Annotated in this window: 22 protein-coding genes; 11 read left to right on the top strand and 11 right to left on the bottom strand. The window is 62.3% G+C overall.

From position 1 onward, the window contains the following. Positions 1 to 5: 5 nt before the first annotated feature. Positions 6 to 938 carry a choline ABC transporter substrate-binding protein gene (locus tag IG169_RS16875; protein WP_193177405.1) on the bottom strand — a complete coding sequence of 311 codons (933 nt, stop codon included), beginning with the start codon at positions 936 to 938 and terminating at the stop codon, positions 6 to 8. Positions 939 to 1,042: 104 nt separating this feature from the next. Between IG169_RS16875 and betI the strand changes: the two genes are divergently transcribed. The 4 genes from betI to betA are packed head-to-tail and all read left to right on the top strand — an operon-like array spanning position 1,043 to position 6,287. Next, positions 1,043 to 1,633 (top strand): transcriptional regulator BetI, encoded by a 591-nt coding sequence (betI, locus tag IG169_RS16870; RefSeq protein ID WP_193177404.1) that lies wholly within the window; start codon positions 1,043 to 1,045, stop codon positions 1,631 to 1,633. Then, entirely contained in the window at positions 1,630 to 3,147 is a 1,518-nt protein-coding gene (gene betC, locus IG169_RS16865; RefSeq protein WP_193177403.1) for a choline-sulfatase, read from the top strand. The genes betI and betC overlap by 4 nt, the downstream gene beginning before the upstream one ends. After that, complete coding sequence (betB, locus tag IG169_RS16860) at positions 3,147 to 4,610, top strand: betaine-aldehyde dehydrogenase (RefSeq protein ID WP_193177402.1); 1,464 nt, start codon at positions 3,147 to 3,149, stop codon at positions 4,608 to 4,610. Before betC ends, betB begins: the two co-directional genes overlap by 1 nt. Positions 4,611 to 4,625: 15 nt before the next feature. Beyond that, the gene (betA, locus tag IG169_RS16855; RefSeq protein WP_210326076.1) at positions 4,626 to 6,287 is read left to right on the top strand and encodes a choline dehydrogenase; all 1,662 of its coding nucleotides are present in this window, start codon (positions 4,626 to 4,628) and stop codon (positions 6,285 to 6,287) included. Positions 6,288 to 6,321: 34 nt separating this feature from the next. Here the strand turns inward: betA and IG169_RS16850 are convergent, their stop codons facing one another. Continuing rightward, positions 6,322 to 6,819: a chemotaxis protein CheW gene (locus tag IG169_RS16850; protein WP_193177401.1), complete on the bottom strand. Its 498-nt coding sequence runs from the start codon at positions 6,817 to 6,819 to the stop codon at positions 6,322 to 6,324. After that, entirely contained in the window at positions 6,819 to 8,789 is a 1,971-nt protein-coding gene (locus tag IG169_RS16845; RefSeq protein ID WP_193177400.1) for a methyl-accepting chemotaxis protein, read from the bottom strand. The genes IG169_RS16850 and IG169_RS16845 overlap by 1 nt, the downstream gene beginning before the upstream one ends. Positions 8,790 to 9,449: 660 nt before the next feature. Between IG169_RS16845 and IG169_RS16840 the strand changes: the two genes are divergently transcribed. From IG169_RS16840 to IG169_RS16825, 4 genes are read left to right on the top strand one after another with little or no spacing between them, the layout of a single operon-like run. Beyond that, the gene (locus IG169_RS16840; RefSeq protein ID WP_193177399.1) at positions 9,450 to 10,496 is read left to right on the top strand and encodes a TRAP transporter substrate-binding protein; all 1,047 of its coding nucleotides are present in this window, start codon (positions 9,450 to 9,452) and stop codon (positions 10,494 to 10,496) included. Continuing rightward, on the top strand, positions 10,496 to 11,005 hold the full coding sequence (locus tag IG169_RS16835) for a TRAP transporter small permease (RefSeq protein ID WP_193177398.1): 510 nt from the start codon (positions 10,496 to 10,498) through the stop codon (positions 11,003 to 11,005). The genes IG169_RS16840 and IG169_RS16835 overlap by 1 nt, the downstream gene beginning before the upstream one ends. 3 nt (positions 11,006 to 11,008) lie before the next feature. Beyond that, complete coding sequence (locus IG169_RS16830) at positions 11,009 to 12,367, top strand: TRAP transporter large permease (protein ID WP_193177397.1); 1,359 nt, start codon at positions 11,009 to 11,011, stop codon at positions 12,365 to 12,367. A 25-nt stretch (positions 12,368 to 12,392) separates the two neighbouring features. Next, positions 12,393 to 14,105, top strand: coding sequence for a thiamine pyrophosphate-requiring protein (locus IG169_RS16825; protein WP_193177396.1), 1,713 nt, complete (start codon positions 12,393 to 12,395; stop codon positions 14,103 to 14,105). A gap of 57 nt (positions 14,106 to 14,162) precedes the next feature. On the opposite strand, the gene IG169_RS16820 is transcribed toward IG169_RS16825, so the two are convergent. Further along, positions 14,163 to 14,378, bottom strand: coding sequence for a tautomerase family protein (locus IG169_RS16820; RefSeq protein ID WP_193177395.1), 216 nt, complete (start codon positions 14,376 to 14,378; stop codon positions 14,163 to 14,165). Positions 14,379 to 14,526: 148 nt separating this feature from the next. Here IG169_RS16820 and IG169_RS16815 point away from each other — a divergent pair, with 148 nt between their 5' ends. Beyond that, positions 14,527 to 15,291 (top strand): winged helix-turn-helix transcriptional regulator, encoded by a 765-nt coding sequence (locus IG169_RS16815; RefSeq protein WP_193177394.1) that lies wholly within the window; start codon positions 14,527 to 14,529, stop codon positions 15,289 to 15,291. Between the two features lie 136 nt (positions 15,292 to 15,427). On the opposite strand, the gene IG169_RS16810 is transcribed toward IG169_RS16815, so the two are convergent. The 7 genes from IG169_RS16810 to IG169_RS16780 form a co-directional block, all read right to left on the bottom strand. Next, positions 15,428 to 16,885 carry an aldehyde dehydrogenase family protein gene (locus IG169_RS16810; protein ID WP_210326075.1) on the bottom strand — a complete coding sequence of 486 codons (1,458 nt, stop codon included), beginning with the start codon at positions 16,883 to 16,885 and terminating at the stop codon, positions 15,428 to 15,430. 24 nt (positions 16,886 to 16,909) lie between these two features. Next, positions 16,910 to 18,265, bottom strand: a complete 1,356-nt coding sequence (locus tag IG169_RS24380) for an ATP-binding cassette domain-containing protein (protein WP_193177392.1) — start codon at positions 18,263 to 18,265, stop codon at positions 16,910 to 16,912. Beyond that, positions 18,258 to 18,992 (bottom strand): ABC transporter ATP-binding protein, encoded by a 735-nt coding sequence (locus IG169_RS16800; protein ID WP_193177391.1) that lies wholly within the window; start codon positions 18,990 to 18,992, stop codon positions 18,258 to 18,260. Before IG169_RS16800 ends, IG169_RS24380 begins: the two co-directional genes overlap by 8 nt. Next, the gene (locus IG169_RS16795) at positions 18,989 to 19,954 is read right to left on the bottom strand and encodes a branched-chain amino acid ABC transporter permease (protein WP_193177390.1); all 966 of its coding nucleotides are present in this window, start codon (positions 19,952 to 19,954) and stop codon (positions 18,989 to 18,991) included. The genes IG169_RS16800 and IG169_RS16795 overlap by 4 nt, the downstream gene beginning before the upstream one ends. Continuing rightward, a complete protein-coding gene (locus IG169_RS16790; RefSeq protein WP_193177513.1) occupies positions 19,951 to 20,817 on the bottom strand; it encodes a branched-chain amino acid ABC transporter permease in 867 nt (288 codons plus the stop codon). The genes IG169_RS16795 and IG169_RS16790 overlap by 4 nt, the downstream gene beginning before the upstream one ends. A 63-nt stretch (positions 20,818 to 20,880) precedes the next feature. Next, a complete protein-coding gene (locus tag IG169_RS16785) occupies positions 20,881 to 22,083 on the bottom strand; it encodes an amino acid ABC transporter substrate-binding protein (protein ID WP_193177389.1) in 1,203 nt (400 codons plus the stop codon). 44 nt (positions 22,084 to 22,127) lie between these two features. Further along, on the bottom strand, positions 22,128 to 23,579 hold the full coding sequence (locus tag IG169_RS16780; RefSeq protein WP_193177388.1) for an aldehyde dehydrogenase: 1,452 nt from the start codon (positions 23,577 to 23,579) through the stop codon (positions 22,128 to 22,130). A gap of 189 nt (positions 23,580 to 23,768) precedes the next feature. Between IG169_RS16780 and IG169_RS16775 the strand changes: the two genes are divergently transcribed. Together IG169_RS16775 and IG169_RS16770 are read left to right on the top strand one after the other, a co-directional pair. Further along, positions 23,769 to 24,674, top strand: coding sequence for an AraC family transcriptional regulator (locus IG169_RS16775; protein WP_193177387.1), 906 nt, complete (start codon positions 23,769 to 23,771; stop codon positions 24,672 to 24,674). An 82-nt stretch (positions 24,675 to 24,756) separates the two neighbouring features. Beyond that, complete coding sequence (locus tag IG169_RS16770; RefSeq protein ID WP_193177386.1) at positions 24,757 to 25,875, top strand: 5-methyltetrahydropteroyltriglutamate--homocysteine S-methyltransferase; 1,119 nt, start codon at positions 24,757 to 24,759, stop codon at positions 25,873 to 25,875. Positions 25,876 to 25,882: the final 7 nt, after the last annotated feature.

The raw sequence follows: 25,882 nt of genomic DNA, 5'->3' as shown, positions 1-25,882 counted from the left end.
AGGACTTAAAGGCCAAGCTTCGCCTTGACCGCGGCCATGGCGTCGCCGCCGTCCTTGGTCGTCACGCCCTTCAGCCAGCCGTCGAGCATGTCCGGATGCTTGGCGAGCCAGGCAGCCGCGGCCTTGTCCGGATCGGCGCCGTCGTTGAGGATCGCGCCCATGATCTCGTTTTCCATCGGAAGCGTGAACTTCAGGTTGGAAAGCAGCGCACCGACATTCGGGCATTCTTTCGAGAAGCCCGCGCGGGTGTTGGTGTAGACAGTCGCGCCACCGAAATCCGGACCGAAATAGTCATCCCCGCCGGTCAGGTAGGTCATGTCGAAATTGGCGTTCATCGGATGCGGTTCCCAGCCGAGGAACACGATCGGCTCGCCGCGTTTCGTGGCGCGGTCGACCTGCGCCAGCATGCCCTGCTCGGAGCTCTCGGCAAGCGAGAAGCCTTTCAGGCCGAATGCCCCGGAATCGATCATGTCGATGATCAGGCGGTTGCCGTCATTGCCGGGCTCGATACCGTAGATCTTGCCGCCGAGCTCGTCCTTGTGTTTGGCGATGTCGGCGAAATCCTTGATGCCGAGGTCGGCCGCCGCCTTGTTGACGGCCAGCGTGTATTTCGCGCCTTCAAGGTTTTCGCGCACCGTTTCCACGCTGCCATCGTCGCGGTACGGCTTGATATCGGCTTCCATCGTCGGCATCCAGTTGCCGAGGAAAACGTCGACATCGCCCGATTTCATCGAGGCATAGGTCACCGGCACGGAGAGGACTTTCACGTCGACCTTGTAGCCGAGCCCCTCGAGCATCGTCTTGGTGGCGGCGGTCGTCGCGGTGATATCCGTCCATCCAACATCGGAGAACGTCACCTCGTCGCATTGGGCAAAGGCCAGGCTCGTGCTTGCGGCAAGCGCAGCCAAAGCGGCCAGGGTAGACTTGAAGAATGTCATTGAGTCGCTCCTGTCAGTTATCCGGGCGTGACGGATTTTTCTTGATTGACGGATCAATTAAAAAATAACTAGGGATAAATGGCAAGCGATGTTTGGAGATTGCAATGCCCAAGCTCGGGATGGAGGCGATCCGCCGAGAAGCCCTGGTTAACGCGACCATCGCGGAAATCGGAGAATCCGGATCGCTCGAGGTGACCGTTAGCCAGATTGCGCGCCGTGCCGGCGTCTCCCCCGCGCTCGCCCATCACTATTTCGGCTCCAAGGACCAGATCTTTTTGGCCGCAATGCGCCGTATCCTGAGCGATTTCGGCGTGGACGTGCAGGTAAGGCTGAAAGCCGCGACCGGACCGGTCGAGCGGCTGCACGGCATCATCGCCGCAAGCTTCGGTCCGGAACAGTTCGATCGCGAGATCGTTGCCGCCTGGCTGGCCTTCTATGTCCAGGCGCAGAAGTCGCCGGAAGCGGCGCGGTTGCTCAAGGTCTATGCGCAGAGGCTCGACAGCAACCTGGTCTTCAACCTTCGCCAGATCGTCAGCGAGGAGGCCGCGCGCAAGATTTCGCAGGGCCTTTCCTCGATGATCGACGGTTTCTACATCCGCCACGCCCTTCAGGATCGCGTTCCCGATCGTGACGCCACCAAGCGCCTCGTCTGCGAATATCTCGAACTCTGCCTCCAAAAGGAAACGCGCACGTGAGTTCCGCTCCCAACATCCTGATCGTCATGGTCGACCAATTGAACGGAAAATTGTTTCCCGACGGGCCGGCCGACTGGCTGCACGTTCCCAACCTGCGCAAACTCGCCGACCGGTCGGTGCGGTTCACCAACGCCTATACGGGCTCGCCGCTTTGCGCCCCCGGACGGGCGAGCTTCATGGCCGGACAATTACCGCGGCGCACGCGCGTCTACGACAACGCCGCCGAGTTCTGTTCCGACATTCCGACCTATGCCCATCACCTGCGCCGAGCCGGTTTCCAGACATGCCTGTCCGGCAAGATGCATTTCGTCGGACCGGACCAATTGCACGGCTTCGAGGAACGCCTGACGACGGATGTCTATCCGGCGGATTTCGGCTGGACGCCGGACTACCGCAAGCCCGGCGAGCGCATCGACTGGTGGTATCACAACATGGGCTCGGTCACCGGCGCCGGCGTCGCCGAGATCACCAACCAGCTCGAATATGACGACGAGGTCGCCTATCACGCCGTGCGCAAGGTCTACGACCTCGCCCGCGGCAAGGACGAACGCCCTTGGATGCTGACCGTTTCGTTCACCCATCCGCACGACCCCTATGTCGCACGCCGCAAATATTGGGATCTCTACGAGGATTGCGAGCATCTCGAGCCGGAGGTTCCGGTAATTCCCTACGAGGAACAGGACGACCACTCGAAGCGTATTTTCGACGCAAACGACTGGCGCAGCTTCGACATCACGACCGAGAACATCCGCCGCTCGCGGCGCGCCTATTTCGCCAACATTTCCTATCTCGACGACAAGATTGGCGACATCCTCGAAGCGCTGCGGAGCACCCGCCAGGAAGACGACACTATCATCCTGTTCGTGTCGGACCACGGCGACATGCTCGGCGAGCGCGGCCTGTGGTTCAAGATGAGCTTCTTCGAGGGCTCCTCGCGCGTTCCCTTGATGATCGCCGCGCCGGGCGTCTCGCCTGCCCTGGTCAAGACGCCGGTCAGCACGATGGACGTCACCCCCACCGTGTGCGACCTCGCTAAGATCGACATCTCCGAGATACATCCGTGGACGGACGGGGAAACCCTGGTGCCGCTCATGACCGGCGGTTCGCGGGACAATCCGGTACGCATCGAATATGCCGCCGAGGGGTCCTACGCCCCGCTCGTCTGCCTGCGTCAGGGCAAGTGGAAATACACCCATTGCGAGCTGGACGAGCCGCAGCTTTTCGATCTTGACGCGGACCCGCTCGAACTGAAGAACCTCGCGCACGAACCGGATCATGCCGCAACAGCGTCCGACTTCGCACGGATGGCCGGCGAGTATTGGGACATGGCCGCTTTCGACGCCGAGGTGCGCCAGAGCCAGGCGCGCCGCTGGGTCGTCTACGAGGCGCTGCGCAACGGCAGTTATTACCCGTGGGATTACCAGCCGCTGCAGAAAGCATCGGAGCGCTACATGCGCAACCACATGGACCTGAACGTGCTCGAGGAAAGCCAGCGCTTTCCCAGGGGAGACTGATGACACAACAACCTGCGGCCAGCCATTTCGTCGACGGCAAACCAATAGAGGACCCGGCCGGACGACCGATCGAGGTCATCTATCCGGCGACTGGTGAGACGATCGCCACCGTCCACGCGGGGACGGACGCCATCATCGAACAGGCGCTGGAGAGCGCCATGCGCGCGCAGGCGGAATGGGCAGCGTTGACCGGAACGGAGCGCGGCCGGGTGCTGCGCCGCGCCGCCGACATCATCCGCGAGCGCAATCGCGAACTGTCTGAACTGGAAACCTTCGATACCGGCAAGCCGCTGCAGGAAACGCTCGTCGCCGACGCCCTCTCCGGCGCCGACGCGCTCGAATATTTCGGCGGTATCGCTGCGACCATTGGCGGCGAGACCGTCGGTTTCGGCGCCGACTTCGCCTATACGCGGCGCGAACCGCTCGGCGTCTGCGTCGGTATCGGCGCGTGGAACTATCCGATCCAGATCGCCTGCTGGAAGGCCGCCCCGGCGCTTGCCTGCGGCAACGCCATGATCTTCAAGCCGTCAGAGATGACGCCGCTTTCGGCGCTGAAGCTGGCCGAGATTCTGATCGACGCCGGCGCGCCCGCCGGCCTGTTCAACGTCGTCCAGGGTTATGGCGATGTCGGCGCGAAGCTGACCGGCGATCCACGCGTCGCCAAGATCTCGCTCACCGGTTCGGTGCCGACCGGTAAAAAGGTCTATGCCGGCGCGGTCGAGGGGCTGCACCACGTCACGCTGGAACTCGGCGGCAAGTCGCCGCTGATCGTCTTCGATGACGCTGATATCGAGAGCGCCATCGGCGGGGCGATGCTCGGCAATTTCTATTCGTCGGGCCAGATCTGTTCCAACGGCACCCGCGTCTTTGTCCACAGTTCGATCCGCGACCGCTTTGTCGAGCGGCTGGTGGAACGGACGCGCGCGATCGTCATCGGCGATCCGATGGACGAGGCGGTGCAGATGGGCCCGCTGATTTCGGCGGCGCAGCGCGAAAAGGTTCGGGGCTACGTTGAAACCGGCAAGAAGGAAGGCGCGGCGCTGGAAATCGGCGGCGGCATCCCGAATATTCAGGGCTTCGACAACGGATTCTTCATGGAGCCCGCTGTCTTCACCGGCGTCACCGACGACATGACCATCGCCCGCGAGGAAATCTTCGGCCCGGTCATGTCGGTGCTCGATTTCGATGATGAGGATGAGGTGATCGCTCGCGCCAATTCCACCGAATTCGGCCTGGCCGCCGGCGTATTCACCGGAAATCTCGCTCGCGCCCACCGCACGATCGCCCGATTGCAGGCCGGCACCTGCTGGATCAACGCCTACAATTTGACACCCGCCGGCATGCCGTTCGGCGGCGTCAAGGCGTCGGGCTTCGGCCGCGAAAACGCGGCGGCCGCCATCGAGAGCTACAGTCAGATCAAGAGCGTCTATGTCGGGCTCGGCCCGGTCGAGAGCCCCTACTGATGGAACAGCTCTGACATGGAAGCGGATTTCATCATCATCGGGTCCGGCTCGGCGGGATCGGCTATGGCCCACAGGCTTTCCGAGGACGGAAAGCATTCCGTTGTCGTGGTCGAGGCTGGCGGCACCGATATCGGCCCGTTCATCCAGATGCCCGGCGCCCTGTCCTATCCGATGAACATGAAGCGCTACGACTGGGGTTTCCAGTCCGAGCCGGAACCCCATCTCGACGGCCGGCGCCTTGCGACACCGCGCGGCCGCGTCATCGGCGGATCGTCTTCAATCAACGGCATGGTTTATGTGCGTGGCCATGCCCGCGATTACGATCACTGGGCCGATACCGGTGCGACCGGCTGGGCCTATGCCGACGTCCTCCCCTATTTCAAACGCATGGAGAACTGGCATTCCTGCGGCCATGGCGGCGATCCGGAATGGCGCGGCAAGTCAGGCCCGCTGCACGTAACGCGAGGCAAACGCGACAATCCTCTCCACGCGGCCTTCGTCGAGGCGGGCCGCCAGGCAGGCTTCGAGGTCACGCCCGACTACAATGGCGAGAAGCAGGAAGGCTTCGGCCCAATGGAGCAGACGGTCTGGCGGGGCCGCCGCTGGTCGACGGCAAACGCCTATCTGCGCCCGGCGCTCAAGCGGCAGAACTGCTCGCTCCTGCGCGGCTTTGCACGCCGCGTCGTCTTTGACGGCAATCGCGCGACCGGCGTCGAAGTCGAGCGCGGCGGACGGACCGAGATCCTTACCGCGCGCCGTGAAGTCATCGTCGCGGCGTCCAGCATCAATACGCCGAAGATCCTGATGCTCTCCGGCGTCGGCCCGGCCGCACATCTCGCCGAACGCGGCATCAACGTCATCGCCGACAGGCCCGGCGTCGGTCGAAACCTGCAGGACCATCTGGAACTCTATATCCAGCAGGCTTGCGTGAAGCCGATCACCCTCTACAAGTACTGGAACCTGTTCGGAAAGGCCTTCGTTGGCGCGCAATGGCTGTTCACAAAGAACGGAGTCGGCGCTTCGAACCAGTTTGAAAGCGCGGCCTTCCTGCGCTCGAAAGCGGGCGTCGAATATCCCGACATCCAGTACCACTTCCTGCCGATCGCCGTGCGCTACGACGGCAAGGCGGCAGCCGAGGGGCACGGCTTCCAGGCCCATGTCGGGCCGATGCGCTCACCCTCGCGCGGCACGGTCACACTTGCCTCGAACGATCCGAAGGATGCCCCGAAAATCCTGTTCAACTATATGAGCCACGAACAGGACTGGACCGATTTCCGCCACTGCATCCGCCTGACCCGCGAGATTTTCGGTCAGAAGGCCTTCGACGAATACCGCGGCAAGGAAATCCAGCCCGGATCAGCCGTCCAGTCGGACGACGAGTTGAACACCTTCATCCGCGAACATGTCGAAAGTGCCTACCATCCATGCGGAACCGCGCGGATGGGCCGCGCCGACGACCCAAACGCCGTCGTCGATCCGCAATGCCGTGTGATCGGTGTGGAAGGCTTGCGCGTCGCCGACTCGTCGATCTTCCCGCGCATCACCAACGGCAATCTCAACGGCCCGTCGATCCTCGTCGGCGAAAAGGCGTCCGATCACATTCTGGATCGCACGCCTCTGCCCCCGGAAAATTCCGAGCCATGGATCAATCCGCGCTGGAGGGATTCGGACCGCTGACGCGGTCCGAATAAACGCGAATGCGTGTCAGCCGTCAGGCCGCGGCTGCGGCCTCGACAGCGGCCTCTTCGACATCGTCGACACTGTCAAACAGGCCCTTCAGGTCGAGGAAGCAGATCATGTCGTCCCCGACCGGGACAATGCCCTTGGTCAGTGCCTTTTCCTCGTCGCTCATGACGTCTGGAACCGGCTGCATCTCTTCCGGCTTGACGCTGACCATGTCGGAAACGCTCTCGACCAGGATGCCGACGCCGCGTTCGCCTTCGTCGATGACGATGATGGCGCTCTGCTCTGTCGGCTGAACCGCTGGCAGGCCGAGGCGCAGTGCCATGTCGACGACCGGGATCACGCGGCCGCGCAGATTGATGAAACCGAGCACGTAATCCGGCGAATGTGGCAACGGCGTCGCCTTCACCCAGACGCGGATCTCGCGAACGACCATGATGTCCAGGCAGAAGACCTGATCACCAAGCCGGAACGAAATAATTTTCAGTGTCGGCTCGGAAGAGCTCATATTGGTGTTATCCCTCATCAAAATTCCTCCCACTCATCGGTGTTGGTTGCGAGGTTGGTTTTCTTGCTGAATGCGCGTGTGATGCTGCCGACCATTGCGCGGGCCGGCGAAGCGACCGGCCGGGCATTGTCGGTGGCGGATGCCGGACGAGCAGGCGGAGCCTTGGCTGCCGCGCCCAGTCCGAAATGGGCAATTTTCGATCGCATGTTCGACGCCTCGTCGGAGAGCCTGTGCGTCAGCGCATTGGTCTGCTCGACCATGGCGGCGTTCTTCTGCGTGACTTCGTCGAGCTGATTGACCGCGACCGAGATTTCCTTGATGCCCGTGGACTGCTCGCTTGCCGCCTTGGCGATCGACTGGATCCGGTCATTCACGTCGATCACCTTGGCGGAAATGCCCGACAGCGCCTCGCCCGTGCGGTTGACGAGGTCGACTCCGGTCGACACTTCGCGCGTGGACTTCGTGATGAGATCCTTGATTTCCTTTGCTGCCCCCGCCGAGCGTTGCGCAAGCTCGCGGACTTCCTGCGCGACGACCGCAAAGCCCTTGCCCGCATCGCCGGCGCGGGCGGCTTCGACGCCGGCATTGAGCGCGAGCAGGTTCGTCTGGAAAGCAATCTCGTCGATCACGTTGATAATGTTGGAAATTTCGCCGGAGGCCTGTTCGATCTGCCCCATCGCGGCGACCGCATCGGAGACAATTTGGCTCGAGTTCTCGGTATCGGTCTTGGTGGAGGCGACTTTCTCGCTGGCGTCATGCGCCATTTCCGCCGCGCTGGTGACGGTTGCGGCGATCTCCTCGACTGCGGCCGAGGTTTGCTCGAGCGACGCGGCCTGCTGTTCGGTGCGACGCGACAGTTCGTCGATGGCGCTGCGTATTTCGGCGGAACCACCCTCGATCGATTCGGAATTGTCGCGGACATCGCCCAATGCGGCGCGCAGTTTTCCCACGGATGCGTTGAAGTCGATCCGCAGCTTGTCGAGATTGTCGATAAATGGCGTTTCGATGTGAACCGAAAGATCGCCCTCGGCGAGGCGGTGCAGCCCCTCGCCCAGCCGCTCGACCGCGGCATCGACGCGGTCGGCTTCCGCGCGCCTTGCGGCATCGCGCTCCTGACGTTCGGTTTCGCTCATTGAACGCGTTTCTTCCGCCTCGCGTTCAATGCGCAGCTTGGCTTGCGCGTTCTCGCGAAACACTTCCAGTGCCCGGGCGAATCCGCCGATCTCGTTACGCGCATCCGTATAGGGCACCGTAACGTCGGCTTGGCCTTCCGCAAGCGCCTGGGCGGTCTCTGTCAGGCGCGGAATCGGGCGCATGATGGCACGCGCCAGCAAGGTCATGGCAGCCACGGCGACAATAAGAACCAGCAGCGAGGCGACTGCCAGGGCGCTCGACATCTCCGTGGCGAGTGCCGTGATCACTGACTTCTTCACGCCGGCATAGAGGATCCCGATGATATCACCCGCCGGCGAAAAAATCGGCTGGTAGATGGTGAAATAGGGAACACCGAGAATGACAGCTTCGCCGCGGAACGTCTTGCCCTTGGTAACGACCGGATAGACCGCGCCCTTCTGGCCAAGCTGCGTGCCGACCGCGCGCTTGCCGTCCGGCTTGACGATATTGGTCGTACGGCGCCAGAAATCCTTCGATTCAGAGTCCCAGGCGAACACCGTTGCCGTCTCGCCGGTCATCCGGCCGACGGTATCGATCATGTCATGCGTCTGAAAGGAATTCGGAACCGAATCCATGACGATCCGGTCGACATTGCCGTCTTTTGTCCACGTCACTTCGGTGCCCGGCAAATCCCGCTCGACAATGGTCGCTGCAACCCGCAGGCTCGCATCCTGGCGCGCAACGGCGTCCGATGCGATCCGGTCGGAAACAATCATGTAGACCGCGGCCGAAACAGCCATCAGCGCGAGCGCAATAATAAGCGCCGTCGATACCGAGACAACGCGCACCAAGCCAAATCGGGACAGGAAACCCATCAAAATCCTCTCTGAACCACACCGGTCGTCATGAGGCATCGCCGGAACATCCGCCTCGACGAACGCCCTGATCGCCAGCGGCCGGTTGCACAACCGGGCCGGTTCACACGCTCAGACTGTACGAAAGGATTTCACACGACATCTGTTTCGTACCCTTGGCGCGCAAAGCTGGCGAAACGACATCATGTCGATGCATCCGTGCGGATGCCTCATGCAGTAATTGCAGCCTCTACAAGGCACGATATTCAATAAAAAAGCATTAATCCCGGCGGACGAGGATCTGCCGCAACGGCAGGCCCGCGCTGGCCAACCACGATTACGATCAGGCACCCCCCATGCGCCCTTAACCAGGAGAAGCGCTTCTGGTTCTCGCATTATGAGACTGCGACAAAATCAACCATTGCGGAAACTGCCGGTTTTTTACATTTTTTTCCCAAGTTTTTGCAGGGTGAATTGCGCTAGAAACCCGGAACCGGGGGCTTCGCTGAATCCGGTGGCGACTTGTTAGTGACATCCTGCGAAAAAAGGGCTTGAAATACCGACACGATATCAGGCTGCAACGATCGGGTCCGCTACATGACTCGCGTTGCCGTGAGGGAGATCAGGCAGGCCCTAAAGCCGGCCCGCTAACGCAATAATATCCATCCAGAGGAGGAAATCATGAAAACATTGAAACTTGCGGGGGCTGCACTTCTCGGCGCGGCCATCGCGATGGCGGGCACGTCGCTCGCGTCGGCGCAGGAGTTCACCTTCAAGCTGCACCACCTGCTCGGCGCAAAAGCGCCCGCGCAGACCCAGATGCTCGAGCCGTGGGCGAAGCAGGTCGAGGAAAATTCCGGCGGTCGCGTGAAGATCGAGATCTACCCGGCCATGTCGCTTGGCGGCCGTCCGCCGGAACTCGTCCAGCAGGCCCGCGATGGCGTGGTCGACCTGATCTGGACCGTGAACGGCTACACGCCGGGCCTGTTCCCGCGCACCGAAGTCTTCGAGCTACCGGGCGTCTTCAAGAACGACCCGAAGGCCGCGAACCTCGCCATGTATGACATGTTCGAGAGCGACCTGAAGCAGGAATACCAGGGTCTCGAGGTCATGTTCCTGCATGTCCATGCCGGCCAGGCCTTCCACATGCGCGAAAAAGCGGTCCACACGCCGGACGATGTCGTCGGCACCAAGCTGCGCATCCCGACCCGGACTGGTGCATGGCTGATCGAGGCGCTCGGCGCCGCTCCGACCGCAATGCCGGTGCCGGAACTGCCGCAGGCACTCTCCAAGGGCGTCGTCGACGGCGCGCTCATCCCCTGGGAAATCATCCCGGCCCTGAACATTCAGGAGCAGACCAAGTACCAGATCGAAGGCTACGACAAGGAACGCTTCGGCACGACGACGTTCCAGGTCTCGATGAACAAGGCGCGCTGGGACAGCCTGCCGGACGACATCAAGAAGGCCTTCAAGGACGCTTCCGGACCGGAATGGTGGGGCAAGGTCGGCGACATCTGGCGCGCGTCGGATGAGCACGGCATCAAGGTCGCGACCGATGCCGGCAACGAACACATCACCCTGACCGAGGAACAGACAGAAGCCTTCCGCCAGAAGGAAGAGCCGGTTGTCGGCCGCTGGATCGAAGAGGTTTCGGCCCAGGGCATCGACGGCGCGGCGCTGGTTGAAAAGGCCCGTTCCCTGATCGCCAAGCACAGCAGCGGAATGTAATGTCCGAAGTGATTTCAGAAAAGCGGGCGGGGCTGGAAGGCCTCGCCCGCAATGCGATTATCGGCTGGGCGTTTTTCGGCGGCATCATCCTGTCACTGGTCGTCGCCATCAACGTGATCTCCGTCATCGGCGGCGTTGTCTGGAAGCCGTTTCCGGGCGATTTCGAGATGACCGAGATCGGCGTGGCGGTCGCCGCCTTCGCCTTTCTGCCCTACTGCCAGATGGTCGGCGCCAATGTGACGGCCGACATCTTTACCGCCCGTGCGCCCTATCGGCTGGTGGCGGTCTTCTCGCTTCTCGCGTCCATCGTGGCGCTCGGCTTCAGCCTTCTGCTGCTGTCGCGCATGTATTTCGGTATGCTCGACCAGAAAGCCTACAACTACACGACCGCAATCCTGCAGTTTCCCCACTGGGTTGCCTTCATTCCGATCCTGATTTCGCTCGCCCTGCTTGCCGTCGCGGCGACAATCACGCTCCTCGAAGACATCAAAAAGATTAGGAAACCCTGAGCGATGGCTGATGCACTCCTGACGGGTCTTGCCGGTCTCATCGTCCTTGTCCTGCTGATCGCCATCCGCATGCCGATCGCCTATGCGATGATCCTTGTCGGCGGCGTCGGCGTGACGCTGCTGAATGGCAGCGCGATCTTCATGGCCCAGTTGAAGACGCTCGCCTATGGCCAGTTCTCCATCTTCGATCTCTCCGTCGTCCCCATGTTCGTCTTCATGGGCGCCCTCGCCACACGCGCGGGGCTCAGTCAGGACATGTTCCGGGCGGCCAATGCGTGGCTCGGCTGGCTGCGCGGCGGAACCGCCATGGCCGCCATCGCCGCCTGCGCCATTTTCGGCGCGGTCTGCGGTTCGTCGCTGGCGACTGCATCGACGATGGGCAAGGTCGCCCTGCCCGAACTGAAACGCTACAACTACCAGGGATCGCTTGCCACCGGAACGCTCGCCGCCGGCGGTGTGCTCGGCATCCTGATCCCGCCCTCGGTGGTGCTGATCATCTACGCCATCATCGTTGAAGCCAACATCGTCACGATGTTCATGGCAGCGCTCATTCCGGGCATCATCGCTGTCCTGCTCTTCCTGCTGACCATCGCCATCTACGTGCTGGTGTGGCCGGAAGCCGGCCCGCGCGGCGGATCGGGTAGCCGCGAGGAATTCGTTGCCGCAACGATCGGCGTCATCCCGGTCCTGCTGATCTTCCTGCTGGTAATCGGCGGCATCTATGCCGGCCTGTACAATCCGACGCCCGCGGCTGCGATCGGCGTCTTCCTCGTCTGGCTTTATGCCACGGTCCGCGGCCGGCTCGATCTTCGCGGCATGAAGGATGCGATCTTCGAAACGGCGCAAACCGCCGGCATGATCTACCTGATCCTGCTCGGCGCCGAGATGCTGAAAATCTTCATGTCGCGCGCCGGGGTCCCGCAGGCCGCCGCCGAATGGATGGTCAATTCCGGCTTCTCGCCGATGGCCGTGCTGATCATGCTTCTCCTCGCCCTGATCGTGCTCGGCTGCCTGATGGACAGCCTGTCCATGATCCTGCTGGTCATCCCGTTCTTCTGGCCGGTTCTGGTCGAACTGAACGGCGGTCTCTACCAGATCGCGGACGGAGCCGGATTCGGCATGAGCACTGAAGAACTGAAAGTCTGGTTCGGCATTCTGGCGCTCATAGTCGTTGAACTTGGACTGATCACGCCACCAGTCGGCATGAACGTCTTCGTCATCTCCGCGCTCGCCGAAGACACACCCATGAGTGAAACTTTTAAGGGTGTTATGCCATTCTTCGTCGCAGAGATCCTCCGGGTCGCCGTTCTCGTGGCGTTCCCGGCGATAACGCTCTGGTTGCCTAGGCTCTTGGGCGGATAACGAAGAAACAGGGACGAATTTGGCTATGAAACACACGGTTTCAGGCGACATTACCGCTGGCGGCGCAATTTTCACGCGCCTCAAGGCGCTCGGGGTCGATTACGTTTTTACCAATTCCGGCACCGATTTTCCGCCGATCATCGAAGGCCTGGCCGAAGCCGCAGCCAAGAACATCGACCTGCCGAAGCCGGTCATCATCCCGCATGAGCATGCCGCGCTCGGCATGGCGCATGGATACTATCTGATGACCGGACAGGCGCAGGCGGTCATGCTGCACACCAATGTCGGTCTGTCCAACGGCGCGACCGGCGCGATCAACGCCGCCTGCGAGCAGATCCCGATGCTGTTGATGTCGGGCCGTACGCCGGTCATGGAAGGCGACCGATTCGGCGCGCGAACCGTTCCCATCGGTTGGGGCCAGGAGATGCGCGACCAGACCGCGCTGGTGCGCGAATCCTGCAAGTGGGACTACGAACTGAAATTTCCGGAGCAGATCGCCGGCCTGCTCGACCGCGCCCACGCCATCGCCAATTCGACGCCGAAAGGCCCGGTCTATCTGTCGCTGCCGCGCGAGACGCTGTGCGAGCCGACGCCGCGCGAGGGCCTGGAAGGCCCGGCGACAATCCAGCCGGTCACCGGCGCGCCCAATCCGGACGCGATCGCAACCGCAGCGCGCTGGCTTGCCGAGGCGAAGGCGCCGCTTGTCATCGCCCAGCGCGGCGCCGGCGACGAAAAGAGCTTCCGCGCCTTCGCCGAATGGGCCGAGAAATGGGGCATTGCCGTCTGCTCATGGTGGGCGACGCATCTTGCCATTTCCACCGAACATCCCTGCCATGTCGGCTCCGACCCGGGCCCCTGGATGGCCGAGGCCGATGTCGTCGTCGTGCTCAACTGCATCGCACCCTGGTGGCCGGACAAGCACAAGCTGGCAGACGGCGCGAAGGTCATCAATATCGGCCCGGACCCGGTCTTCAGCCGATTCCCGGTGCGCAATTTCCGCTCCGATCTGACGATAGCAGGCGAAACCGCCCTCACCGTCCCGGCGCTGGTCGAAGCGATGGAGCCGTTGCGCCGCGACGAACACGCGATCTCTGCCCGCCGCGACAGGCTGGCGAAGGCATCAAACGACATGCGCGCCGCGCTCGCCGACCGCGCCACGTCGGATACCGCCCGCGGCATCACCAAGGCCTATGTCAGCCATTGCCTCGGCGAAGCGCTGGACGGCATCAAGTCGAGCGTCTTTTCCGAACTCGGCACGTCGCTCGGTACGTTGAAACGCACCGACCACAAGTCGTGGTTCCAGGAACCGCATTCCGGCGGCCTCGGCTGGAGTTTCCCGACCGCGCTCGGTGCTCAACTCGCCGAGCCGGACCGCGTCTGCGTCGCCACCATGGGCGACGGCTCCTACATGTTCGCCAATCCGACGGTCTGCCACCAGATCGCCGAGGCGCTGGAGTTGCCGGTTCTGATCATCGTCCTCAACAACGAGGAATGGGGCGCCGTGCGCGCCTCCGTCACAGGCATGTATCCGAACGGATTTGCCTCGCGCGCCAATGAAATGCCTCTGACGGCGCTGAAGCCCTCGCCCGACTTCACCAACACCGCCGCCGCCAGCCGCGCCTGGGCGCGCAAGGTGACGGATCCGGATGAACTGCCGAAGGTGCTGGAACAGGCGTTGCGCGTCGTGCGCGAAAACCGCCGCGTGGCGCTTCTGGACGTCCGCGTCCTGCCGGACTGATCCGGATGATGGGACCAGGGATCCGGGCAGCCGGATTACGACTGCCCGATAGAAGCGTTAGCTGGCCGCCATCGCCCTGATGTCGGCCGCGCTCGGCGTATTGCCGCCGATGCCCCACTGGCCGCTGCGCACCTCTTTTACACGGACCCATGTCACGCCGCGCATGGCCTCGCCTTCGACCTCGACCATCGCATTGGTCACCTTCTCGATCATCTGGCCTATCTGGCCCTTGTCGAAAACGCCCTCGATCACTTCGATATCCACTAAAGGCATGTCGCGTCTCCTTGCTGTTTGCGAACAGCCCGATCCTGCCAAACAGGCGAAGTGCGCGGCCAGTCCGGAAACAGTAGGAAAACCGCTACAGTTTTTGAACTGGACGCCTGTCCTTCGCTTGTGAGACCTTTGGCATGGAGGCGGAACCATGCCTGAAACAGCCTATCCCCGATTTTGCCCTGTCGCGATGGCCGCCGAGATGATCGAACCACGGTGGACGATGTTGGTTCTTTGCGAAATGTGGTCGGGTTCATCGCGGTTCAGCGAAATACAACGCGGCGTACCCGGTATGTCGCCAGGGCTTCTTTCGAAACGACTGAAGGACATGGAAACAAAAGGTCTGATCAGCCGCGTGAACAATCCAGCGACCGGCCAGTTCGAATACCTCACGACGCCGTTGGCCGATGAACTTGAACCGCTTGTGCGCCAATTGGGAGAATGGGCGCATCGGAACATTGACAGCGAGGTCTCGCTTCAAAATCTCGATGCGCGAATGTTGATGTGGAACATACGCCGCAAGATAAACCGGCTGGAACTACCCAAGCAAAAATGCGCAATCCAGTTCACCCTGAAGAATCCGCCCGGAGACATCGCCAACTACTGGCTGGTCATCAAACCCGGCATGGAAACCGATCTGTGTTTCACAAATCCGCGCTTCGATATCGACCTGTTCATCGTCTGTCAGTTGCGCGCGCTGACATCTGCCTGGATGGGGCACACGCGTTTCGAGCACGAGATCGAGGCCGGCAACATCACGCTTATTGGCCACGAACTGATGGCGCGCAATCTGACAAAGTGGTTGATCCGGAGTAGTTTTTCGACAGTGAAGAAAAAGGGTAGCGCCACCGAAGTGTCGCGAGACGACGCCGACGGCTTCGCGACGATCGGACGAACCGCGACCGCAAATTTGTAGTCGAAACGTTTTCGCCCACCGATCGCGCATAGCCTGTTCTGGATCGGCTGCCGATCAGGCAACCACGATTATGTAGCCGCCTTTGGACCGGCGCTGAAATCAGCCCCGGCCCGAGAGATATCGCAAACTTGCGGCGTCAGAACACCGGCGGGAACGGACGGCCGCCGCGATCGAGCGTGATCCAGCGGGTCTCCGTGAATGTTTCCATCGACCACTTGCCGCCGTGCTTGCCGAGGCCGGAGGCCTTGAAGCCGCCGAACGGGACATGCGGTTCGTCATTCACCGGCGAGCAGTTGACGTGGCAGTTGCCGGTGTCGAGATGATTGACGATCTCCATCGCCCGGCCCTCGTCTTCCGACATGACGCCGGCGGTCAGTCCGTATTCGCTGTCATTGGCGAGACGGATGGCCTCTTCGTCGTTCTTCACCTTGAAGACCGAACAGACCGGACCGAAGGATTCCTCCTGGTAGAGCAGCATGTCCGGCGTCACATTGGCGAACACCGTCGGCGCAATGAACCGGCCGTCGACATCGCCGCCCGCGAGCACCTTGGCGCCTTTCGCCTTGGCATCGTCGAAATGGCGCTTGAGGCGCTCGGCCGCACGGTCATTGATGACCGGACCGAGGATATTTTCCTTGTCCGTCGTGTCGCCGACCGTCAATTTCTTGACGCGCGGAATGAACTTTTCGATGAACTCGTCATAGACGTCCTCGTGCACGATCACGCGCTCGATGGACATGCAGATCTGCCCCTGGTGCATGAAAGCGCCGAAATTGGCTGCCTGCACGGCGCGTTCCATGTCGGCGTCGTCGCACACGATCATCGAGTTCTTGCCGCCGAGTTCGACGCAGCATTTCTTCAGATGCGCGCCCGCCTTTGCGGCGATCACACGCCCGACCGCCGTCGAGCCGGTGAAGGAAATGCCCTTGACCAGAGGATTCTCGATCAGTTCGTCGCCGACCGCCGCGACGTTGTCGCGCGAGCAGGTCACGACATTGAGCACGCCCTTCGGCAGCCCCGCTTCCTCGAAGATTTCCGCCCACAGAAGGCCACCGATATAGGGGGTGTCTTCCGACGGCTTCAGCACGATCGTGTTGCCGGCGACAAGCGGGAACAGGAATCCGCGGCCGGTGAGGATCAGCGGGAAGTTCCACGGGCTGATCACCGAGACGACGCCCATCGGGCGGCGCACCGCCATCGAAAGCTTGCCGTATTCGGACGGCAGCACATCACCGATCGAACCGTAGTTCGCGGCGGCGGCGGCAGGGAATATTTCGGCCGTGTAACCGGTCTCGAACATCGCCTTGCCGAACCAGCCGCCGCCTTCCGCCATCACCGCCTCGGCGATTTCCTGGCGGCGCTTTTCGAAGATCTCGCCGGCCTTGATCATGATCTGCGAGCGCTTCGTGAACGGCATCTCCGCCCACTCGGGAAATGCCTCATGCGCCGCCTCGATGGCGCGGCGGGTATCCTCGACCGAAGCATCCGGGATATTCGCCCAGATCGACCCGTCCGACGGGTTGTAGTCCGGGAAGGTTTGCGACTTGGTGGTCCAGCCACCGCCGATATACATGCCGTCCAATACGCGTGCCATGTCACTCTCCATTCATCGTCTGGTTCAATCGCTAATCCGCATCGCCTTTTCGGCGAGTTTTTCCGCTCTTCGGGCCAGTTTTTCGGCCTTTTTCGCGAGTTTCTTGCCACGGCCTGTCAGCTTGCGCTTGCCGCGGCGGTTCGTGTCGCTCCCGCCGTCTTCGTGAGGAACATAGGCCTCGCGTGTGGCGACGACATGGTCGTGCTGGATTCGAGCGGCGCGCGCCGCGAAATCGGCCGCCTGCCGGCCCAGATTCCGAGCAGGGTCACCCGACGGTGCCTGCGCCTCCGCTTTGGCCGGTTTGTCGCCCGGTTCTGGCGCCAAGAGGTTCGATGCGGCCGTCAAATGATAGTCCACGCGCTGCGCTTCGACATATTCGCGCTGGATGCGCGTCGCCTTCTTGACGAATTCGGCTGCCTGCAGGCTCAGTTCATGGGCTTGGCTCGACATGGTGATCACTTCTCCGCTTGTGGTCAGTGTTTCCGCTAAGGGGTGTCCATGACCATTGGCATGTCCGTTGACATGCCGCACGCCGGTCCTCACTGCATTCACATGATCGCGCTGAATGCGCGCCGCGCGTTCGGCCAGCGCCCGGGCGGACATATCGGCGGCGGCAGCGGTCGTCGCCTCCTCCGACGGCCGCTGCCTGTCGGCGCGCGGCGTTTCGCCGGCCGCACCGCCAAGATAAGCCGCCTGCACAGCCGGGTCGCGCGCCAGTTCCTCGCCGGTCCCCTCGCCCGTGATATGGCCGTTTTCGATCAGATAGCCCCTGTCGGCGATCGCCAGGCTCTGCTTGGCGTTCTGCTCGACCAGCAGGATGCCGACACCGGTCTCGCGCACCGCCTTGAGCGACTTGAACAGGTCTTTCGTCAGCAGAGGCGACAGGCCGAGCGACGGCTCGTCCAACATCAGGATCGTCGGATTGGACATCAACGCGCGACCGATCGCTACCATCTGCTGTTCGCCGCCACTCATCGTGCGCGCTATCTGGCTGCGGCGTTCGGCAAGCCGCGGAAACAGCGTCAGCACCTGCTCGCGGCGTCTTGCCTCATCGGTCCGGGCCTGCGGCCCGTAGGCGCCAAGCTGGAGGTTTTCGGCAACGGTCAGGTCGCCGAATATGCCGCGGCCTTCCGGCACCAGCGCAAGACCCGCCTCGACCACCTTGTGCGGCTTGGCCTGCGTGATGTCCCTGCCGTCGATGATGATCCGCGCGCCGGGCGCCGCCTGCACCATGCCGCCGATCGCGTTCAGGAGGGAACTCTTGCCGGCACCGTTGGCACCGAGGATCACGCAGATTTCGCCGGCCGCGACGCGGACTGAAACGTCTTCCAGCGCCCGGTGCGCGCCGTAGGAGACGGTGAGATGTTCGACCTCAAGCATCGTCCGCTCCCAGATAGGCGGTCACGACTTCCGGCCGGGACAACACCTCATGCACCGAGCCGTCGGCGATCTTGACGCCGCTCGACATCACCACGCAGCGGTCGCACAACGAGCGGATGGCATCCATCACGTGTTCGACCATGATGATCGTGCGCCCGTCCTCGCGCAGATCGCGGATCAGTTCGATGCCGATTTTCAATTCGCTCGGATTGAGACCGGCGAGCCACTCGTCGAGTAGCAGCAGGCGCGGGTTGGAAGCCAGCGCACGTGCCAGTTCGAGCCGTTTCTGGTCAATATAGGTCATCGATCCCGTCGGCGCGCCGCCGCGCCTGCCGAGCCCGACCCGGTCGAGCAGCACTTCGGCTTCCCGGTAGGCATCGTCGCCCCACGCCCGCACATGTCCGAAGACCGCGCCGGCGATCACATTCTCGATTGCCGACAGCGACGGCAGGATACGCACCAGCTGGAAGGTGCGCGCGACGCCGCGTCGCGCGATCTGGTGCGCCGGCATGCCGGATATGACCTCGCCGTCGAGACGGATCGTGCCCGATGTCGGTTTCAACGCGCCGGAAATCAGGTTCATCATCGTCGTCTTGCCGGATCCGTTTGGCCCGATCAGGCCGATCAGTTCGCTCTCCTTGACGGAGAAATCGACATCGTTGACGGCGACCAGGCCACCGAACGCCTTGCGCACGGTCTCTACGGAAAGGAGCGAACGGCTGCTCATCGCACCGCCTCCTTTGCCTTCGCAGCAGAGCCGAAATCGCCCCGCACCTTGCGAAGATCCTCGATCAGCCCGGAGACGCCGCGCGGCAGGAAATAGACGATCGCCATGAACGCGACGCCGATCAGCAGGCTGGTGTGGTTCGGAAACCTCGAAGAAATCTGGTCGAACAGGATGGTGAAAGGAATGACGCCGAGTAGCGGCGCCCACAGCCGTCCGGTCCCGCCAAGCAGCGCCATGATCACGACCTGGAAGGAAATCACCGGGTTGAAGGCGGACGGCGGTTCGACATAGGCGAAACGCGGCGCGAGGATCGCCCCGGTCACGCCGATGAAGGCGCCGGAGACCACGAAGAGGATGACCTTTGCGCGCGCGACGTCGATGCCGACATGGCGCGCGACCAACTCGTCATTGCCGATGATGCGCATGGCAAAACCGAGCCGCGACCGGTTGATCAGCCATCCCGTGACATAAACGACAGCGGCCAGCGCCAGCAGCATCCAGAAAATGTGCTTCTCGCCCATGTCGGTAAAGACATAAAGACCGACGCCATTGGTGAAATTCGTCTGCAGCCATGTCACGACCTGGCGCACCAGTTCGGCGAGACCGAGCGTGAAGATCACGAAATAGACGCCCGACAGCCTGAGCGTCGCGACGCCGACAAGACCCGCCAACAGGCCACTCGCGATGGCAGCGATGACGAGCAGGACCGGAAACGGCAGCACGTCGATGCCGAGCCCGACCGTGTAGGTGCCGATACCGAAGAAGGCGGCTGTCGCCAGCGAGATGTAGTGTGTCGGGCCGGAAAACAGCGTCCAGGCAGTGCACAGGACGGCATAGAGGGCGATGTTGACGGAAAGCGACAGATAGTAGCCGTCGTCGAAAAGCGGGATCGTGGCCACGGCCGCGAAGCCGACAATTGCCAATACCGCGATACGCAGTTCCTTTTCGCTCAGGCGCGTCATGCCTCCTGCCTCCCGAAGATGCCTTGCGGCCGGAACAACAATACGAGGATGAACAGGGTGTAAGTCGCGGCCAGCGTCAGGCCCGGATCGATCAGGCTCGCCACCGCCGTCTCGGTGAGGCCCAGCAGGAGGGCCGCAAGCACCGCGCCGCGCACGTCGCCGACCCCACCCATGATGACGATGATCAACGCCTTCATTGTGAAGATCACGCCCATGGACGAATTAAAGGTGTAGAAAGTCGACAACAGCGCGCCGGCGGCTGCCGTCAACGCGCCACCGAGCGCAAAGGCAAAGGCCGAGGCACGCTCCACGTTGATGGCGACAAGGCTCGCCGAGGACGGATTGACCGAAACGGCGCGGATCGCCGTGCCGTAGCGCGTCCGGTAGAGAAAGACATAGAGGCCCAGGGCGATAACCGCCGCCGCGATCAGCGCGACGATACGGTTCAGACCGTAATTTTCGCCAAGGATTTGAACCGGTTCCGACAGGAAGTTGTAGGAATAGTAGCCGCCGCCGAAAACCAGCAGCATGACGCCCTGCATGATGAACATCAGGCCGAACGTCGCGAGGATGCTGTCGACTTCCAGCTGACCGCGATTCTTGGCGCGATTGACCAGCGGCTTCATCGCGAAGTCGTAGATCAGCCAGTTCAGGACGAAGGCCCCGGGCGCGATCAGGACGATACCGAGCACGGGATTGATGGACGCGGTCGAATAGAGCCAGAACGCGCAGAAACACGCCAAAACGAGGTTTTCCCCGTTGGCGAGATTCATGATCCGCGCGACGCCGTATTGCAGCGTCAGCCCGAGCGCGATCAGCGCATAGGTGCCGCCCAGCACCGTTCCCGTGATCAGTATGTCCATCATCGAATTCTATGCTTTTTGACCGGTGCGGCGAAGGCCGCACCGGCTTTCGTGGTTAAGCGATCAGTTCCAGCCGGACTTGACGATCGGAGCGACTTCGCCGCCGACACCTGTCGAGGCGACGCCATGGAACACGCCGTCCTGCCACTGGCCCACTGTCCAATACTTGCGGATGACGTTGTGGTCGAATTTCCACTCGCCCATGATCGTGTCGAAAGTGCCGTTCTTGATCGCGTCGATCACGGCAGCCTTGTCCAGCGTGCCGGCGGACGTTATCGCCTGCTCGAGAACCTCGAGGCTGGCGTACTGTACCGGGCTCGCCCAGAAGTCCGGTGCGCTGCCGGTCACCTCGATCTGGCGCTTCATGAAGTCCTGGTACTTGTCGCTTGCCGCGTTGACTCCACCGGCCCCGAGCACGCCGTTTGCGGCCGGGCCGTTCGCGGCGGCAAATGCCGGGAACGCCGTCGCAACGCCGACATAGTAGGCCTTGACCGGCAGGTCCGCGATGGCCGCCTGCTTGGTCAGGCCGAACGTGTCGCCCGGATAGGAGAAGGCGATGAAAGTGTCCGGGTTTGCGTTCTTGGCACTGGAGATGATCGGCGCGAAGTCCTGTTGCTGCAGCGGATACGAGGTTTCGTAGACAATGTCGAAGCCTGCATCCTTGAGTGCCGGCTTGCCGGCATTCGCAAGCTCGATCCCGAAGGCGTCGGCGACGTTGACGACGGCGACCTTATCGTTGATCTGGCCGGCGTCGCGCATGCCTTTCAGCAGATCGACCAGCGTGGTCGCGAAGGCCGTGGAGGTGCCGAGCGTCCAGAAGCTGTTCGGCCAGCGGTCGGCGAATTCGTCAACGCCGTCAGTCACCGCGGTCACGGCGATATGCGGATAGCCGTATTTGGCAATCAGCGGCGCGGTGGCGAGATTGATGCCGGTGCCGTAGGGCGGAATGATGAAATCGACCTTGTCCACCGTTGCCAGACGCTGGATGTTCTTGATCGCCTCCTCGTTTGAGGTGCGGTCGTCATATTCGATCAGTTCGACCTTCATCTTCGTGCCGCCGACATCGATGCCGCCACGCTCGTTGACGTCGTGCACCCACAACTGGATGGCGGGCCAGTAGGTCACCGCCGAACCGCCTGCGAGCGGGCCGGTTTTCGGCGCGCTGGCGCCGATCTTGATCGTGCCTTCGGCGACAGCCGGACCCGCGAGAACCGCACCCGCTAGAAGCGTTGCGGCGAAAGTCTTCATGAGTGTTCTACGTTCCATTGGTTTCCTCCCTTTTGAACGTTGATTTCGTATCGACCCGGTCCTCAGATCGGGTATTCGTTCTTCCCCTGCTGGATGGTGATCCAGCGAAGCTCGGTGAATTCGTCGATACCGGCCTTGCCGCCGAAACGGCCGTAACCCGACGCCTTGACGCCGCCGAAGGGCATTTGCGGCTCGTCATGAATGGTCGCCGAATTGATATGGCAGATGCCGGTTTCCAAGCGCTGCGCGACGGTTAAAGCCCGTCCGACATCACGGCTGAACACGGCGGCAGCCAGCCCGTATTCGGTGTCGTTGGCGACCGACACCGCCTCATCGTCGCCGCTGACGCGAATGATCGAGGCGACCGGCCCGAAACTTTCCTCGTGATAGATCCGCATGGCCGGTGAAACATTGTCGAGGATTGCCGGATCGACGAATACGCCTTCCTGCCGGCCGCCGGTCACCAGTGTCGCCCCCTTTATCTCCGCATCGTTGATCAGTCCCTTGACCCGCTGCGCCGCCGTCTCGGTGATCATCGCGCCCAGCACGCAGTTCGGATCGCGGGGATCGCTGGCGCGTATCCGGTCCGCCCGGGCGCGGAATTTTTCCAGGAATTCGTCGGCGACACGCTCGTCGATGACGACCCGCTCCGTCGACATGCAGATCTGGCCCTGATTGAAGAACGCCCCGAACACCGTCGCGTCGACCGCCGCATCGATATCGGCGTCGTCGAGGACGATCACCGGCGCCTTGCCGCCGAGTTCCAGCAGGCACCGCTTGAGATGGCGCGCAGCCTTCTCGGCGATCATCCGGCCAACCCGCGTCGAACCGGTGAAGTTCACCCGGCGAACGGCCGGATGCGCCATCAGCGCCTCGACGATCTCCGGCGCCTTTTCCGGCGAGGAATGGATGACATTAACGCAACCCTTGGGCAGACCGGCTTCGTTCAGCACCTCGCCGAGCAGCCCGTGCGTGCGCGGGCACAATTCCGATCCCTTCAGGACGACGGTATTGCCGCAGGCAAGCGGCATGGCGACGCTGCGCGCGGCAAGGATCACCGGCGCATTCCACGGCGCCATCGAGAACACCACGCCGCATGGCTGGCGGACCGCCATCGCGAACGACCCCGGTCTCTCCGCCGGGATCACCTCGCCGGTCGCCTGGGTCGCCATCGCGGCGGCCTCGCGCAGAATGCTTGCCGCAAGCCGGCAATTGAACTGGCCCCACGCCATGGTGCTGCCGGTCTCCGCAACGACCGCCTCGACAAAATCGTCGCTCCGCCGAATGAGAATGTCAGCGGCCTTGTTGAGAAACTCGCGCCGCTCGCCTGGCGGTGTGGCGGACCAGCCGGGAAAGGCGCGCGCGGCAGCGTTCGCCGCACGAACGGCATCGTCGATGCTCGCGGCGCAAGCACGCGTCGAAACTTCACGCGAAACGGGATCAATCCGCTCGAACGTCTCTCCGTTCGAGGCGGGAACCGCCGCGCTATCTATCAGGAGTGCTGCTTCCAGCATTCCTCCTCCCTTGCTGCGGCCTTTTCGACCGCCTTCCCGAATGTGTCCGGCTTGCCTCCCGGCATGCCTTCCCGGGCTTTGATAGGAGGATAACGCGCCCACACCGAAAGGGAATGCGATTTATTGGTCGATTATTGCGCTTTTTTGGCGTATGAAACAAATTGAGACCGGTATTCGGAAAAGCGGTTAATGGCATCCGACCTTCCCCAATTCACAAAACTGCCGATGTATCTCAGTCGCCTCGAAGGCGGCTTGCAGCGGCGCATCGAAACCCTGAAGCGCGGTCTCGGAGCCAATGCGCGCATCCTGTTTCTCCTGGCCGACGGCGATGCCCGTATCGAGGGCGGCGGCGGCGAAATCCAGCTTTCGGGACCGTCGGTCGCCTGGCGGCAGACGGCCGGCGATTTCCGGCTGATCATGGAGGCCGGCTCGTCCGGATATGTGGCGGAAATCGCCGAGGAGACGCTGGCCCGCGCGGTCGGCGACTTCTTCGAATCGGCGGCCCTTCACACAATGTTCGATACGGACTGGACACGCTCCTTTGCCGACGACGCGATTGCGCATCACTCGATCCAGCAGCATCTCGACGCCACTCTCGACGAGTTTCTGGCGCCGCAGGCCGCCACCGGCATGATGATCGTCGCCCATCTTCGGATCATCCTTGTAACGATCCTGCGGGCCTCCGGCATTGACGAGGTCGCCGGCATCACCCATGGCAACAGCGCCCACTACCTGCAGCGCTTCCGGCAATTGCTGGAAGCGGGCTTCCGCGCCCACCATCCCGTCGGCCACTATGCCCAGGAACTCGGCATCACCCATGACCGGTTGCACGCGATCTGCACGCGCGAACTCGACAAGACGCCGAAATCCCTGATTGCCGAGCGCCTCGCGCGTGAGGCCGCGCTGGGCCTCGAACGCTCGACTCTTTCGATCAAGCAGTTGAGCTACTCGCTCGGCTTCCGCGATCCGGCGCATTTTTCCAATTTCTTCCGCCGCATGACCGGGATAACGCCAGGCCGGTTCCGGCGCATGATGGCAACCGCCAATCCGGAATCCGGCGAGTTTTCGCCCCCGAATTTCGCAGACTGGCCATGACGTGAGGCGTGGCAGTTGCGCTCGCCGTCCATCGTGGTAACAAGCGCGCATCCATAACCGTATCTCATATGTGGAGATTTTGATGAGCGTTGCAAAACCGCCCTTCCGCGCCGACCACGTCGGCAGCCTGCTTCGGCCCGAACCGGTCAAGGAAGCCCGCAAGAAGTTCTACGAAGAAAAATCCATTTCCGCCGACGAACTGAAGGCGGTCGAGGACGCATCCGTGCGCGATGTGATCAAGATGCAGGAAGAGGTTGGCCTTCTTGCCGTGACCGACGGCGAACTGCGCCGTTCGTTCTGGCACTATGATTTCATGGGCGCCCTCACCGGTCTCGACCTCGAGGAACGCGACGAAGGCGTGCAGTTTGCCGGCGTCAAGCTGCGGCCGATCTTCCCGACCATCACCGGCAAGCTCGACTTTCCCGGCGATCACCCGATGATCGAGCATTTCAAGTTCGTCGCCGAGAACACCAAGGTCGTGCCGAAGATTTCGATCCCGGGCCCGTCCTGCTGCCATTTCCGTACGGCGGTCGAGGACATCCGCCCGGCCGAATACAAGGATCCGCAGGTCCTGTTCGACGATCTCGCCGCGACCTACAAGAAGGCCGTTCACAGTTTCTATGACGCCGGCTGCCGCTACCTGCAAATGGACGACATCTTCTTCGCCTATCTCTGCGATCCAAAGCACCGCGCCACCAAGGCCGAGGCCGGTCAGGACCCCGACTGGCTGATCGAGCGCTATGCGTGGATGCTGCGTGAGGCGATCAAGGATCGGCCCGAAGACATGGTGATCGGCATGCATATGTGCCGCGGCAACTTCCGCTCGACCCACGCCGCCGAAGGCGCCTATGACCTTGCTGCCGAGGCGATCTTCTCGACCGGTGTCGACATCTTCTTCATGGAATACGATACCGACCGCGCCGGCGGACTGGAACCGTTGAGGCTGCTGCCGAAGGGCAAGCAGCGCGTGCTGCCGGGCTTCATCACCACCAAGACCGCGGAACTTGAAAGCCTAGACTGGCTGAAGCAGAAATTCGAGGAAGCCTCGAAATATGCCGACATCGACCAGCTCGGCATCGCGCCGCAATGCGGTTTCGCCTCTACCGAGGAAGGCAACGCGATCACCTATGACGACCAGCGCCGCAAGCTGGAGCTCGTCGTCAAGACCGCGGAAACGATCTGGGGCGGCGTCGCCGCCTGACATTTCC

The organism is Oricola nitratireducens (genome assembly GCF_014904745.1).
GTDB classification, from domain to species: Bacteria; Pseudomonadota; Alphaproteobacteria; order Rhizobiales; family Rhizobiaceae; genus Oricola; species Oricola nitratireducens.
This window is presented reverse-complemented; position numbering and strand designations above follow the sequence as displayed.

Coding starts and splice junctions, on each gene's coding strand:
- IG169_RS16875 (WP_193177405.1), bottom strand. CDS start 938: ATGACATTCTTCAAGTCTACCCTGGCCGCTTTGGCTGCGCTTGCCGCA.
- betI (WP_193177404.1), top strand. CDS start 1,043: ATGCCCAAGCTCGGGATGGAGGCGATCCGCCGAGAAGCCCTGGTTAAC.
- betB (WP_193177402.1), top strand. CDS start 3,147: ATGACACAACAACCTGCGGCCAGCCATTTCGTCGACGGCAAACCAATA.
- betA (WP_210326076.1), top strand. CDS start 4,626: ATGGAAGCGGATTTCATCATCATCGGGTCCGGCTCGGCGGGATCGGCT.
- IG169_RS16850 (WP_193177401.1), bottom strand. CDS start 6,819: ATGAGGGATAACACCAATATGAGCTCTTCCGAGCCGACACTGAAAATT.
- IG169_RS16845 (WP_193177400.1), bottom strand. CDS start 8,789: ATGGGTTTCCTGTCCCGATTTGGCTTGGTGCGCGTTGTCTCGGTATCG.
- IG169_RS16840 (WP_193177399.1), top strand. CDS start 9,450: ATGAAAACATTGAAACTTGCGGGGGCTGCACTTCTCGGCGCGGCCATC.
- IG169_RS16835 (WP_193177398.1), top strand. CDS start 10,496: ATGTCCGAAGTGATTTCAGAAAAGCGGGCGGGGCTGGAAGGCCTCGCC.
- IG169_RS16830 (WP_193177397.1), top strand. CDS start 11,009: ATGGCTGATGCACTCCTGACGGGTCTTGCCGGTCTCATCGTCCTTGTC.
- IG169_RS16825 (WP_193177396.1), top strand. CDS start 12,393: ATGAAACACACGGTTTCAGGCGACATTACCGCTGGCGGCGCAATTTTC.
- IG169_RS16820 (WP_193177395.1), bottom strand. CDS start 14,378: ATGCCTTTAGTGGATATCGAAGTGATCGAGGGCGTTTTCGACAAGGGC.
- IG169_RS16815 (WP_193177394.1), top strand. CDS start 14,527: ATGCCTGAAACAGCCTATCCCCGATTTTGCCCTGTCGCGATGGCCGCC.
- IG169_RS16810 (WP_210326075.1), bottom strand. CDS start 16,885: ATGGCACGCGTATTGGACGGCATGTATATCGGCGGTGGCTGGACCACC.
- IG169_RS24380 (WP_193177392.1), bottom strand. CDS start 18,265: ATGCTTGAGGTCGAACATCTCACCGTCTCCTACGGCGCGCACCGGGCG.
- IG169_RS16800 (WP_193177391.1), bottom strand. CDS start 18,992: ATGAGCAGCCGTTCGCTCCTTTCCGTAGAGACCGTGCGCAAGGCGTTC.
- IG169_RS16795 (WP_193177390.1), bottom strand. CDS start 19,954: ATGACGCGCCTGAGCGAAAAGGAACTGCGTATCGCGGTATTGGCAATT.
- IG169_RS16790 (WP_193177513.1), bottom strand. CDS start 20,817: ATGGACATACTGATCACGGGAACGGTGCTGGGCGGCACCTATGCGCTG.
- IG169_RS16785 (WP_193177389.1), bottom strand. CDS start 22,083: ATGGAACGTAGAACACTCATGAAGACTTTCGCCGCAACGCTTCTAGCG.
- IG169_RS16780 (WP_193177388.1), bottom strand. CDS start 23,579: ATGCTGGAAGCAGCACTCCTGATAGATAGCGCGGCGGTTCCCGCCTCG.
- IG169_RS16775 (WP_193177387.1), top strand. CDS start 23,769: ATGGCATCCGACCTTCCCCAATTCACAAAACTGCCGATGTATCTCAGT.
- IG169_RS16770 (WP_193177386.1), top strand. CDS start 24,757: ATGAGCGTTGCAAAACCGCCCTTCCGCGCCGACCACGTCGGCAGCCTG.